The following is a 14,140-nucleotide window of genomic DNA, read 5'->3' as shown; positions in this document are numbered from 1 at the left end:
ATTGAATTTCGATATTTCTCAACATTTGTTTGACAATTTTATTTTAAAGGTAAAAGTTCATTAATTCATCGTGTTTAGTAAATTCAAATATTTAGGACAATGGGGTAATTTAACATGGTATAATTTTCTTGTGGAATATTAAGGGGAGGTGGGGCTATATGGTTCAAATAAAGGTAACACCTGAACGGTTGGAACAATCAGCAAAGGTAGTCCTAAATGCTAAAAATAGATTACAAGATATACATAAAGACTTATATAATCAAACGGAATATATCGCTTCAATGTGGAGTGGGGCAACAAGTCAAAGGTTTTATCAGATGTTTAATGAAACAAAACCTCAAATGTTTAATGTATTTCGGGAATTTGATAAAATTGTAGAAGAATTAATGCATGCTGCTGAAAAATTCCGTAATGCTGATGAACTTTATGGGGGGAATTTAGTTGATGGAAATTTATCAGATGAAAAGGTAGAAGAAGGGGCAATGTGTGGTAAACCTCCTGAAAAATCTATGCTTAGAAAAGTTTGGGACGGTATATACGTTGGTTCTGGGCAAGTTATTGGGGAGATTGTAGAAGGATTTGATTCACTAGACGATACAGTAACAAAAGAAAATATTAAGTATGCTATAGGTCACCCCATAGAAACGGTCTCTACCGCTTGGAATACTGTTTCGGATTCATTTATGAATGATTTTTGGCATGGTGATGCGGAAAGTCGTACAAAATGGGGAACGAGTATTTTTATGGGGCTTGGATTAGGATGGCTTGGGGATAAAGGAATAAGTAAAGTTTCAACAGTGGCAAGAGGTGCGAAGTTTGCAAAAGTAACTGAAATTACTGCACCACGTTTACAACCTGCTTTTGCAGGTGGTCTTACTAGTGGGACTATGACTAGTATGTTACCGCCAACAGGAAACTGGGGGAATTATCTAAGTGGTTATCTTATGTTTGCTAGACCATCTTGGAGACAGTCTGAACTTGATGCCTTGAAAGATTACAAAGGATTTAGGGAACAAGTCATTTTCAAAGATGGTGAAGAATTAAAGAAAAAAACAAAAGGTTCTTCTATTCCTGATTTATATAGTGAAGGCGTTAAACATGCAGTTGAAGTAAAAAACTATGACGTATCTACACCAGCAAAGAGAACTAGATTAGCTTATGTTATAGGAAAGCAAGTAGAGGCAAGATTGAAGAATCTACCTGAAGGAACGAAACAAACAGTTCGTGTTGATATTAGGGGACAGGAAGTAAGTCCTGATGAAATTATTGAACTAGTGCAGAAAATCAAGACAAAAACAAATGATAACGTTACTATTGAAATTAAAGATTAGTATATTGGAGTGATAATATGTCAAACGTAGGATTTGGAATAGATTTTATGTTTTATGAAGTAGGGCATCCTGACTTTTTGCATAGCTTCTTTTCAACAATGTCATATCATACAGAACCTGAAGGTTGGGGAACTAAATATCCTTTACTTATGAAGAATTTGTATTTTGATAAGTTAAGTTGGGAAGACGTAGAAGAAGCGAGAAAGAATTTAAAAGAAATTCAAAGCATATTACAAAAGAAGAAACCCGAAGAAATTATTTGGGATATTGAAGATATAACCAAAAGACCGCCGTGGGAAGGAAAAGCATTACCACCACAAGTTGTTGACCTTGTTACGTATTTTGCTAGAGAAGATGGAAAGACATTTTCTGATTTATTATTTAAAGCATTTGATTTCTCAGAAACTCTAAAACATGAAATTGTAATAAGAAAAAGTCTAACTGATACAACATTTTAACTTTTGTTGTAAGTATTTTCTTAATCCGAAATATTTTTCAATCCCAACCATTGTACTTTAGGAACACGAAGAAAAAGAGATGGAAAAAGCTATTTTTCCTGTTTGTTCGTCTTTTACAGAATTACTTGATAGCTTACATGGGTTTGAAGATGAAGAATAATCAATTATGAGTAACAAAAGTGAGACTTATGTGAATTACGCATAAGTCTTTTTGATATATAATTACATAGCTAAGGGGAAGTTTTTATTGTTTTAATGGTAATTAATATGTACTATATGAAATGTAAGACACTATTAGTATGAGTGTTAAATAACAGAACAAGAGAAGGAGATTGCGGTTGGAATTATTTAAACGCACTAACTTAGATAAAACAGAACTATTATTACTATATATTATGAAAGAACTAGAAGCTGATAAAGCACCAGTGAAACTATCATATAACCAGTTACAGGATTATTTACGGGCTAATCGTAATACAACATCAAAGGCAATAAAAGGACTGAAAGAACAGGGGCTACTATCTGTTACAGTAGGACAAGGAAAGGCTTCTAACACTTATCAACTTATATTAGGAACAAAGGTATAGTGATAATGTTAAATTATATGCTAGTAGAAAAAATATATTGAAAATCTCGTCTGCTAGAACTATACTGTAAAGTATATAGTAGTCGTGTGAACAGGCTAACTGTGACACCCTACAATTAACTGTAGAATTACTTAATATGACTGTAAATAAATGATAATAAATTATGATATAACGGAAAAAACCGACTCAAAATCGTGTTCCTTCGGGAGTGTCGGTTCGACCCCGACCATCGGTATCACGAACGGCGTAATAAAAAGACTCTACACCAAATGTGTAGAGTCTTTTTATATTTTCATCACACTACAAAATAAGCATAAATAGTGTGTTGGTGAAATGGTAGGATTTTTTTGCTAAATTATGTTATGTGCTTCTAAAATTCGTAATAAACGTAGGAATTCATGTATAATATAACTTGTCGAAAGAACAAAATGATAGTGATTTATATTATGTCTGTAATATGAATCAAAAATGAACTTTTTATATTTCTTTTAAAAATGTGTTGAACACACATGATATTTCATATTAATATTTTTATGTAGATTTAAAACGGGAAAGAGAGTGGAAAGTATGGGTCGTAAATGGAATAATATTAAAGATAAAAAAGCATCAAAAGATGCAAATACTAGCCGTATATACGCGAAATTTGGACGTGAAATTTATGTAGCGGCAAAACAAGGCGAGCCAGATCCGGAATCAAACCAAGCGCTTAGAGTTGTATTAGAACGTGCGAAAACATACAATGTTCCAAGAACAATTATCGATCGTGCAGTTGAAAAAGCAAAAGGTGGTTCAGAAGAAAATTATGACGAGCTTCGTTATGAAGGATTCGGACCAAATGGAGCTATGGTAATTGTAGATACACTTACAAACAACGTAAACCGTACTGCAGCAGATGTACGAGCTGCATTTAGCAAAAACGGTGGTAACATGGGTGTAAACGGTTCTGTAGCTTACATGTTTGATGCAACAGCTGTTATCGGCCTTGAAGGGAAAACATCAGATGAAGTTCTTGAGATTTTAATGGAAGCAGATGTGGATGCACGTGACATACTTGAAGAAGAAGATGCTGTTATCGTGTATGCTGAACCAGATCAATTCCATGCAGTACAATCTGCTCTTAAAGATGCGGGTGTTGAAGAATTTACAGTTGCCGAATTAACAATGCTTGCACAAAACGATGTAACACTTCCTGAAGATGCACAAGCACAATTTGAAAAAATGGTTGATGCATTAGAAGATTTAGAAGATGTACAACAAGTTTATCACAACGTAGACTTAGGAGAATAATACGATAAAAGCCCCTGTTCGTTTAACGAATAGGGGCTTTTTTAATAAAGGTATTTTATTGTAAACAGGGAATATGCTTATAGGGATATATGAAATATTCATTATTGCTAGGAGGCTTAACATGGAACAAAAAACACCAAAACATATCGTTGCTGTAGCAGGCTATTTAACAAATGAAAAAGATGAAGTGTTATTAGCAAAGGTACACTGGCGAGCTGATACGTGGGAGTTACCAGGAGGACAGGTAGAAGAAGGGGAAGCACTCGATCAAGCTGTTTGTAGGGAAATGTTTGAGGAGACGGGTTTAACTGTGAAGCCGCTTGGAGTTACAGGAGTTTATTATAATGCTTCCATGAACATTTTAGCTGTCGTTTTTAAAGTAGCATATGTAAGCGGTGAAATAAAAATTCAACATGAAGAAATACAAGAGGCTAAATTTGTAGCTTTAAACGAAGAGAACATAAATGAGTATATAACGCGTCCTCATATGAAATCCAGAACGCTTGATGCGATGAGAGCAACCCATTTCATTCCGTATGAAACGTGGGAAGTGCAGCCGTATAACTTAATAGGAAGATTGTAAAGAAAAGAGTAGCCGATTTGAGATACAGTCAAATCACTACTCTTTTTTGTATACTGTTTAAGAAAAAGGTCAAAATAATAATAGCGTTAGTATTGATTCGAAGAACGTTTGTTCTGTATAATATATGATATATTATGTACATTTAGATTACTAGATACTCAAAAGTATATATATTGGTAGATGATATAATGAAAATAGGGCGCTTTAATAGAGAAAGTATAATAGCCTTAAGATCTAATCTGCTATTGATTTAGCATAATCTATATTCAATATTTCAGATGAATAGTAGATAAAAAAGGACTGTGATACAATACTTTTTTATCCCGCTATTTGCCGGGCAGCCAGATTGATGGGGGTCTGATGAAAGTTTCAATTTATACCTTACAATGATGTAAGGTACGTGTAAGAGAAATCGATGGGATATTTTTTTACAACAAGGTATTCTTAAAGTAAGAGTTATACGCTATGTGGAAAAGAGGTGTTTAAGATGAAAGAACGAGTATTATCTAGGGTGAACTATCATCAAAAAGTTGCATTAAATCCAATGACTAAGTTTTTTTATAAAGCCATTATTTTATTATTATTGTTAAGTTTTACGTTATTATTCATTGGAAATGTAATGATTGAGAAAAGTGATATTAGTAAATTACATGTACCGGCTAAGTTAGAGGTACCAGAATCATTGACACATGCATTTATTGCGACAGAAGATAAAAGGTTTTATCATCATAACGGTTTAGATTATATAGCGATTGTCAGAGCGTCTGTTGAAAATATAAAAGCTGGTGGTGTTGTGCAAGGCGGAAGCACAATTACACAGCAGTTATCTAAAAATGCTTTTTTAACGAATGAACGTACATTTTCTCGTAAGTGGAAAGAGATTTTCTATACGAAAAAAATTGAACGTACATTTACGAAGGATGAAATTTTAAAATTGTATGTAAGCAATATTTATTACGGAGAAGGAGCATGGGGAATTGAAAAAGCAGCAAACCTATACTTCGGTAAAAAGGTGAGCCAATTAACATTGGCTGAAAGTGCAATGATGGCTGCTGTAGTAAAGGCACCTGCTTATTACTCACCGGCACAAAATTATGATAAGGCCGTAGAGAGACGAAATGTCGTTTTGAGATTGATGGAGAAAGAAGGCTATATCAATCATGATGAGTATGTGCAAGCAGTTAGTGAGAAGTTAGTCATTCGTCATGATATAAAAACAGAGCAGTCGATGTTAAATAGTGCTCGTGAAAAAGCAGTAAGCTAATGGAAGTTCCTACATAGGAGCTTCTTTTTTTGAATAAATTGTGACAAATCGTGACACAATATCGTCACAATTATTGTGTTTTTGTAATTTATGTGAGCGTGTTCATTGCGTGACGTATATAAGTGTTGATATTATGTGTATTGTGTACAATGCTGTATACAGAATATGAAATTAAAGAGGAATGTATATGAAATCATCGAACAAACTCATGGCTCTTGGTATAGTTTTTTCCATTGCAGTATTGATTGTGATCGGAACGATTGCGTATAGCATCATAAATGACAAAAAAGATAAAGGGAATGAGATGTTTGCTTATTCCACACAACAATCTTTAGGGAAAGATGATGCTCCGGTTAAGGTAGTTGAATTTGGAGACTTCAAATGTCCCGCTTGTCGTACTTGGGATGTAACAGTATTGCCACGATTAAAAGAAGAGTATATTGATAAAGGTAAAGTGCAGTTATACTTTATTAATTTTCCGTTTATTGGGAAAGACTCTGATTTAGGTGCAGCAGCTGGTGAAGCAATTTATAAACAAGATAAAGATTCATTCTGGACTTTCTATGATGAGATTTATCAAAGTCAAAAGAAAGATACGGAAGAATGGATTACAGAAGAATTACTTCTTAACATTGTGAAAGAGAAGCTTCCGAAAGTTGATGTAGATCAATTTAAGAAAGATTTACACAGTAAAGAAATAAAAGAAAAAGTACGTAAAGATTCAGATCGTGCTCAAAAATTAAAAGTTCAAGGTGCTCCTTCAGTATATATAAACGGAAATCTTGCAAACCCTGATTTCGATAGTATGAAGAAGGCGATTGATAAAGAATTGAAAAAGTGATGAGCTACTCATCACTTTTTCGACTTTTTTCGATAAAATTCTTGCTTCCGCTTTTTTTACATGCTATACTACTTTACATAAGTTATTCTAATATCTTATATGTATTTCATATTTGCGGGTGTAGTTTAGTGGTAAAACAAGAGCCTTCCAAGCTCTGGTCGAGAGTTCGATTCTCTTCACCCGCTCCAAATTTTATTAAATGTTTTTCTATAAATTGTGATCAACGCAGTGTTTCGTTTCCGAGATAAACGAGGCATTGCGTTTTTTAATGTTTGGAAAACGTAATTGTATGCGAAAATAGAAGTAAAGAATAGTATTCCGAAAGTGAATTGCTAACTAATAGATCGTTACATAAAGGATGGATTCATCTGAGGAGGCGATTAGGAATGGATTTTGAACAATTAAAGCAAGATGTTATTGCGTATAGTAAAACGATTGGTATAGATAAAATAGGCTTTGCTAGTGCTTCACCATTTGAAGAATTAAAGCAGCGGTTAATCCAGCAGCAACAATTAAATTATCAATCTGGATTTGAAGAGCCTGATATAGAAAAGAGAACGAACCCACAGCTTCTATTACCTGGTGCAAAATCAATTATTGCGATTGCATTAGCGTATCCTTCAAAATTAAAAAATGCACCATTAAGTAAGCGTGGAGAACGCCGCGGGATTTTTTGTCGTGCTTCTTGGGGACAAGATTATCATCTCGTTTTACGAGATCGTTTGCAGAAATTAGAAGCATATTTAATCGAAAAACTTCCCGATATAGAAGTTAAGTCAATGGTTGATACGGGTGAATTAAGTGATCGAGCTGTTTCAGAGCGTGCTGGTATTGGATGGAGCGGTAAGAACTGCTCTATTATTACACCTGAATTTGGTTCGTATGTATATTTAGGAGAAATGATTACAAACGTTCCATTCCCACCAGATCAGCCGATAGAAGATCAATGCGGGAGCTGTACAAAGTGTATTGATATTTGTCCTACAGGTGCTTTAATACAAGGAGGACAGTTAGATTCGAAGAAGTGTATAGCATTTTTAACACAGACGAAAGGATTCCTACCAGAAGAGTATCGCGACAAAATAGGTAATCGTATTTATGGATGTGATACGTGTCAGACAGTTTGTCCGAAAAATAAAGGAATGGATTTTCATAATCACCCTGAGATGGAACCAGATCCTGAGTTAGTTAAACCGTTATTAACACCGCTTTTAACAATTAGCAATCGTGATTTTAAAGAGAAATATGGAATTATGTCTGGTTCATGGAGAGGTAAAAAACCGTTGCAACGAAATGCAATTTTGGCACTTGCACATTTTAAAGAAGCATCAGCAATTCCAGATTTAATAGGTGTTATGAAAGATGATCCAAGACCAGTGCTTCGCGGGACGGCAGCGTGGGCGCTTGGGAAAATTGGTGGAGACGGTGTGGGCGAAGCTATTGAAAAAGCGATGCAACGTGAGAAAGACGAAGAGGTTCTTCATGAAATGAATCGCGGACTTGAACTGTTAGCGCAGAAAAAAGAGTAGATAATATCTCCCTTTTTCATATTGTAATATGGGAGGGAGACGAAATGGTTGTAAAAATAAATATTGAAAAGCAAGTCCAACACTTTTTAGCATATATAACAGAGAAACGAACAAATGTAGATGGTATTGCTGAAGATTTATTACAAATAGCAAAGAGAAAGAAACAATTATTTCAAAAGCGTAATGCAGAGATAGTAAAAGCAACTGCGGATGTTTCTTTTATGAGGCAATTAAATAATAGCAATCATCAAGAAATTGATTATCAAATACATTTTAAATATTTAATTAAGCATAAAGAATTATTTTATATTGAAGAGGAACAATTAAAACGAAGAGTTTGTTTAAATAATAGCCGGATAATAAGTGATTATGCTATTGAAGTGCCAGAAGCAGTTGGAATGAGTGAGACATTAGAAAGGGAAGTTACAAAAGAGAAGTACGGTTCCTATCAGTACAACCGTTTAGAGGCAGTTAAATATGCAGAGCGTTGGTGGGATGATCGAAACCCTGCATATCGTAATTTCCCTGATAATTGTACGAATTTTATTTCTCAATGTCTTCATACTGGAGAAGTACCAATGAATGGATATCCTAATATTCGTAAAGGATGGTGGCAAAGGGAGAATCAGTGGAGTTGGAGCTGGGCTGTTGCACACTCTTTTTATTGGTATTTGTCAGGTGCTACATCAGGACTTCGAGCTGAAGCTGTAGAAAGGCCAGAGGACCTTATTCTTGGTGATGTCATCGCTTATGATTTCGAGGATGATGGTAGGTGGAACCATACGACGATTGTAGTAGCAAAAGACGCAGATGGTATGCCACTTGTAAATGCACATTCAGCGAATAGCCGTCGGCGTTATTGGAACTATGAAGATTCTAGTAAATATACACCACAAATGAAATATAAATTCTTTCATATTATTAATGGGTAGAGATTTTTCGCTCAAGTGGTATAATACGTAGTAGACAAAAAACAGAGGTGAATATCGCGTGGGAGTACATGTTGTTTTATATCAACCAGAAATTCCAGCAAATACAGGGAATATTGCTCGTACTTGTGCAGCAACTGGAACAGAATTACATTTGATTAGACCGCTTGGATTTTCAACGGATGATAAAATGTTAAAGCGTGCAGGATTAGATTATTGGCAGCACGTGAAAATTACGTATTATGATTCAATTGAAGAGTTTTATGAGAAAAATAAAGACGGTGAATTCTTCTATTTAACAAAGTATGGCGAGAAAGCTCATACAGCGTTTGATTATAGCAAACGTGAGAAGGATTACTATTTTGTATTTGGAAGAGAAACGAACGGCTTACCAGCTAATGTAATCGAAGAAAATTTCGATCATTGTTTACGTATTCCAATGACTGATAAAGTGCGTTCATTAAATTTATCTAATACAGCAGCTATTTTAATTTATGAAGCATTCCGTCAACAAAATTATCCAGGATTAGATTTAGAAATTGTTTATTAAAAGTCGCCATATGGCGACTTTTTTTCTAAAAATAAAAATAATATGTAATCATACATTTAAAAAAGGATACATATTCATATAAAATGGGATATATGAATAAAAATAGATCAGACGGGTTGAGATAAATATGAAGGAACAATATAGTAATCAAAATACCTTTTTAAGTATGATAGATATGGATTTAATAAGAAGAGGATTATTACATGCTATTCAAGATTTAGTATTTATTGTTAAAGTTATTGATGATGAAACATTTACATATATTTATGTAAATAAGTTAGGTATGGATTATGCGAAGCTAAGTGAAGAATGTTATGGAAAAACTTTTGCAGAAGTATTACCGGAAGATACGGCGGAAATATTGCAAGTGCAATATGCAAAAGTAGCGAGCGAAGCGAAAGCACATACCTTTTGTGATGTAGTTAGTTTACCAACTGGTAATTTACATTATGAATCTTCACTTAATCCTGTATTTGATGAAGAAGGAGTATGTCAGTTTATTATTTGTATTACAAGGGATATCACAGCTCAAATAGAGGAGAAGATGGAGATAGAGGAAAAACAAATGCTGTTTAAGTCATTACTAGAATATAATAATGACTCCATCATATCTATAGATTCTATAGGAAGAATTACATATGCAAATCCAGCAACGTATGAAATATTTGGATACCGATTTGAAGAATTAAATAATAAGTTTATTTTTGAATTTATTAATAAAGAATATGAAAAAGATTTTCAAATTATATTTAAAGAAGCCATGCAAGGAAGGGCAAAGCAAATTGTTTCAAAGAAATATGTTCATAAAGAAGGGTACGAGCTCTATATTTCCTTGAGAACTATCCCGATTATTGTAAATGGTGAAATTGTTGGAGTATATATTGTTACAAGGGATGTTACAAAGCAAATATTAAATGAAATGAGAACGGAATATTTAGCTTATTATGATCAGCTAACAGGATTAATGAATAGAATTTCATGTACAAATAAGTTAAATGATTTTTTAAATGAGAAGGTAGCTTTTGCGTTTATCTTTATAGATTTAGATGAATTTCACCTTATTAATGATACGTTTGGTCATAAAGAAGGAGATAAAGTGTTACAAAAAGTTACAGAATGTTTAAGCAGTTTTCAAATACCCGGTATACACTTATTTAGAGAACACGATGATCAATTTGTTATGTTAATAGAAAATATAACGAAAGAACGTGTAGAGGGAGTTTCCAAAAACATACTGAAAAGGATTAGTGAACATTTTGTAATCGAAGAAGAGGACGTGTATTTAAGTGCTTCAATCGGAATTGTAATGGCTCCAACAGATGGAGAAGATGAAAAGATATTATTCCAAAGAGTTGATGCTGCTTTGGAAAAAGCAAAAGAAAAAGGAAAAGGGCATTATCATTTTTATTGCAGTGGGTTAGATTGTGAGCGTGAACAAAGATTTATAATAGAAAACCAATTACATCGTGCTATAGAAAAAAATGAATTCTTCTTATATTATCAGCCGCAAATTAATATTGAAACGAAAAAAATAGCTAGTATGGAGGCTTTAATAAGGTGGGATAATAAAGAATTAGGATTTGTCTCTCCCAATCAATTTATTCCGCTAGCAGAAAGAACAGGATTTATTATTAAGCTTGATGAATGGGTAGTAAATGAAGTGTGTCGACAAATACGCGAATGGTTAAATAAAGGATATGAAGTTGTCCCAATTGCAGTTAATATTTCAGCCAGGCATTTTCGCTCTATTACATTAATAGAGATGATTACACGAGCTTTACATAAGTACAATGTACCAGCTCATTTATTAGCGATAGAGGTTACAGAAGGAGCCCTTATACATAAAGATATATCGAAAAGAGTATTGCTACAATTAAAAGAACAAAATTTAAAGATTCATTTAGATGATTTTGGTACAGGGTATTCATCTTTGAGTTATTTAAAAACGTATCCAATTGATACTTTGAAAATTGATCGTTCTTTTATGGAAGGTATACATGTAGATGAACGCGATACGAATATTACGGCTGCAATTATTCATCTAGCTCATACGTTGGAATTGAATGTAATTGCAGAAGGGGTAGAAAAAGCGGAACAAATACAATTTTTGAAGGAAAAGAATGTGAAGTTTGTACAAGGTTATTATTATAGCCGCCCTTTATCAAAATATGATGTGGAAAATGTGTATTATAAATAATTGATAAAAAAAGTGATGTGCTAAGAAGCACATCACTTTTTATGTGTACCGGGTTTATCATTGTAACCAGATGTAAAAATAGCTGTAAGAAATGTGAGTGATACACCTAAAATTAATAATAATTTCATACTAATATCCCTCCTATTTTTTCAGTTTACGAATCTGAAATATGAATCGAAATGTATGTAATGTTCTTGGAAGAAAAGAATTTATTTAAAATGAATAGAGGTGTAAAAACTTTAATACCTATATTATACAGAATTTTCTTTGAATTTTGGAGAGAATTTTATAACACTACTGTATATTTCATTTTGATTTAAAGAATGTTTAAGGACATCCTAGCATACCTTTTATAATAATCCGATTGAACAAGGAGATGGGGGAGGAGCTATAATGGATATTCTAAAAAAAATTGAACAGCATCGAGAAGCAGAAGAACGCTTACAATGGGAAGGTACGTTTGCGGAGTATTTGGAGCTTGTGAAGGAAAGACCATGGGTGGCTCAAACAGCACACTCTCGCATTTACAATATGATAAAAGATGCTGGAATTGAAGAAGTTGATGGTAGAAGAAAGTATAACTTCTTTAGTAATCAGCTATTTGGGTTAGAGGATGCTTTAGAACGTCTTGTAGAGGAATATTTTCATCCGTCTGCAAAACGATTAGATGTTAGAAAACGTATTTTATTATTAATGGGTCCTGTTAGTGGAGGTAAATCAACATTAGTTACGATGTTGAAACGAGGATTAGAAACATATTCAAGAACAGATCGAGGAGCAATTTTTGCAATTAAAGGGTGCCCAATGCATGAAGATCCACTTCATTTAATTCCGCATCATTTACGAGATGATTTCTTTGATGAGTATGGAGTAAGAATTGAAGGGAATTTATCACCACTCAACGTTATGCGCCTAGAGCAAGAATATGGTGGGAGAATTGAAGATGTAGTTGTGGAGCGTATTTTCTTCTCTGAAGATCGCCGAACTGGTATTGGTACATTTAGCCCTTCTGATCCTAAATCACAAGATATTGCAGATTTAACAGGTAGCTTGGACTTTTCTACAATTGCAGAATATGGTTCAGAATCAGATCCACGAGCGTATCGCTTCGATGGAGAATTGAATAAGGCAAACCGTGGGATGATGGAATTCCAAGAGATGTTAAAATGCGACGAGAAGTTTTTATGGCATTTATTATCGCTTACGCAAGAAGGGAATTTTAAAGCGGGAAGATTTGCACTTATTTCAGCAGATGAATTAATTGTAGCGCATACGAATGAAACAGAGTATCGCTCTTTCATAGCAAATAAGAAAAATGAAGCATTACACTCAAGAATTATTGTAATGCCAGTTCCATATAATTTACGAGTGAGTGAAGAAGAACATATTTATGAAAAAATGATTCGTGAAAGTGACGTGTCCGATGTGCACATTGCACCGCATACACTTCGGGTTGCAGCAATGTTTACGATTTTAACTCGTTTAAAAGATCCGAAGCGTCCAGATATTGATTTAATTAAAAAGATGCGTTTGTATGATGGAGAAACGGTAGAAGGTTATAATGCGATTGATGTAGAGGAGTTGCAACGCGAATATCAAGATGAAGGTATGAAAGGTATTGATCCTCGTTACGTTATTAACCGCATTTCTTCTACAATTATTCGAAAAGAGGTACCATCTATTAATGCTCTAGATGTGCTTAGATCTTTAAAAGATGGATTGGATCAGCATCCATCGATTAGTAATGAAGACCGAGAGCGCTATATGAACTTCATTTCATTAGCAAGAAAAGAATATGATGAAATTGCTAAAAAAGAAGTACAAAAAGCGTTTGTTTATTCGTATGAAGAATCCGCTAAGACACTTATGGATAATTACTTAGACAACGTTGAGGCGTACTGCAATAAGTCGAAATTACGTGATCCGTTAACAGGTGAAGAAATGAGCCCAGATGAAAAGTTAATGCGCTCGATTGAGGAGCAAATTGGAATTTCAGAAAATGCTAAAAAAGCATTCCGGGAAGAAATATTAATTCGCATCTCTGCTTATGCACGTAAAGGAAAACGCTTCGACTATAATTCGCACGAACGTCTTCGTGAAGCGATTCAGAAGAAGCTATTTGCTGATTTAAAAGATATAGTGAAAATTACAACATCAACGAAAACACCAGACGAAAATCAGCTGAAGAAAATTAATGATGTTGTTGCACGTTTAATTGATGAGCACGGCTATAATTCTTCTTCAGCAAATGAATTATTACGCTATGTAGGTAGCCTGCTAAATCGATAGTTTGATAACAAAACGCTGTCTCTTGTATTTTGCGGGACAGCGTTTTATTATCCAGTCATATGTGTAAAGTGTCATACCTTGTCCAAATGTAATAAATTAAAATGCAATTTTATGAATTTATTGTCAATTATTTTTACAATATGCATATGATAGAGTAACCAACCATTCATACGAAAAAAGCCAACACAATACAATATGTTGCAAAGTGTAAATGTGTGCAACTATGCATTGTGTTTCTTTCTTATCAAAGGCTGAATGATTCTTTTCTAGTATGTGAGTGGCAAAATTTTGTTTA

The 14,140-nt window shown here is 33.9% G+C and carries 12 protein-coding genes, 1 tRNA gene and 1 pseudogene; all 14 read left to right on the top strand.

The window, feature by feature from the left end; genetic code table 11:
* Positions 1-158 precede the first annotated feature (158 nt).
* The 14 genes and pseudogenes from PQF83_RS22140 (at position 159) to PQF83_RS22075 (ending at position 13,845) form a co-directional block, all read left to right on the top strand.
* Positions 159-1,331 carry a WXG100 family type VII secretion target gene (locus tag PQF83_RS22140; RefSeq protein WP_000249949.1) on the top strand — a complete coding sequence of 391 codons (1,173 nt, stop codon included), beginning with the start codon at positions 159-161 and terminating at the stop codon, positions 1,329-1,331.
* 17 nt (positions 1,332-1,348) lie between these two features.
* Positions 1,349-1,789, top strand: coding sequence for an Imm70 family immunity protein (locus tag PQF83_RS22135; RefSeq protein WP_000072974.1), 441 nt, complete (start codon positions 1,349-1,351; stop codon positions 1,787-1,789).
* A gap of 4 nt (positions 1,790-1,793) precedes the next feature.
* Positions 1,794-1,949 (top strand): annotated as a pseudogene (locus PQF83_RS22130) (SMI1/KNR4 family protein); the annotation flags it as partial.
* Positions 1,950-2,127: 178 nt separating this feature from the next.
* Complete coding sequence (locus PQF83_RS22125) at positions 2,128-2,376, top strand: winged helix-turn-helix domain-containing protein (protein ID WP_000418658.1); 249 nt, start codon at positions 2,128-2,130, stop codon at positions 2,374-2,376.
* Positions 2,377-2,943: 567 nt separating this feature from the next.
* A complete protein-coding gene (locus tag PQF83_RS22120) occupies positions 2,944-3,663 on the top strand; it encodes a YebC/PmpR family DNA-binding transcriptional regulator (RefSeq protein WP_000532946.1) in 720 nt (239 codons plus the stop codon).
* Positions 3,664-3,784: 121 nt separating this feature from the next.
* Positions 3,785-4,246, top strand: coding sequence for an NUDIX hydrolase (locus PQF83_RS22115; RefSeq protein ID WP_000436088.1), 462 nt, complete (start codon positions 3,785-3,787; stop codon positions 4,244-4,246).
* 487 nt (positions 4,247-4,733) lie between these two features.
* A complete protein-coding gene (locus PQF83_RS22110; RefSeq protein WP_000664704.1) occupies positions 4,734-5,510 on the top strand; it encodes a transglycosylase domain-containing protein in 777 nt (258 codons plus the stop codon).
* 187 nt (positions 5,511-5,697) lie between these two features.
* Entirely contained in the window at positions 5,698-6,351 is a 654-nt protein-coding gene (locus PQF83_RS22105; RefSeq protein WP_000842720.1) for a DsbA family protein, read from the top strand.
* A 114-nt stretch (positions 6,352-6,465) separates the two neighbouring features.
* Positions 6,466-6,539: transfer RNA gene (locus tag PQF83_RS22100), tRNA-Gly, on the top strand.
* 198 nt (positions 6,540-6,737) lie between these two features.
* A complete protein-coding gene (gene queG / locus PQF83_RS22095; RefSeq protein ID WP_000345218.1) occupies positions 6,738-7,880 on the top strand; it encodes a tRNA epoxyqueuosine(34) reductase QueG in 1,143 nt (380 codons plus the stop codon).
* Between the two features lie 44 nt (positions 7,881-7,924).
* Complete coding sequence (locus PQF83_RS22090; protein WP_000260542.1) at positions 7,925-8,812, top strand: amidase domain-containing protein; 888 nt, start codon at positions 7,925-7,927, stop codon at positions 8,810-8,812.
* Between the two features lie 58 nt (positions 8,813-8,870).
* Entirely contained in the window at positions 8,871-9,359 is a 489-nt protein-coding gene (trmL, locus tag PQF83_RS22085) for a tRNA (uridine(34)/cytosine(34)/5-carboxymethylaminomethyluridine(34)-2'-O)-methyltransferase TrmL (protein WP_000538147.1), read from the top strand.
* A gap of 127 nt (positions 9,360-9,486) precedes the next feature.
* Complete coding sequence (locus tag PQF83_RS22080) at positions 9,487-11,556, top strand: sensor domain-containing protein (RefSeq protein WP_000664306.1); 2,070 nt, start codon at positions 9,487-9,489, stop codon at positions 11,554-11,556.
* Positions 11,557-11,949: 393 nt separating this feature from the next.
* Complete coding sequence (locus PQF83_RS22075; protein ID WP_000353279.1) at positions 11,950-13,845, top strand: PrkA family serine protein kinase; 1,896 nt, start codon at positions 11,950-11,952, stop codon at positions 13,843-13,845.
* Positions 13,846-14,140 lie beyond the last annotated feature (295 nt).

The organism is Bacillus sp. FF-1, from assembly GCF_028548245.1.
Lineage (GTDB): Bacteria > Bacillota > Bacilli > Bacillales > Bacillaceae_G > Bacillus_A > Bacillus_A paranthracis.
This window is presented reverse-complemented; position numbering and strand designations above follow the sequence as displayed.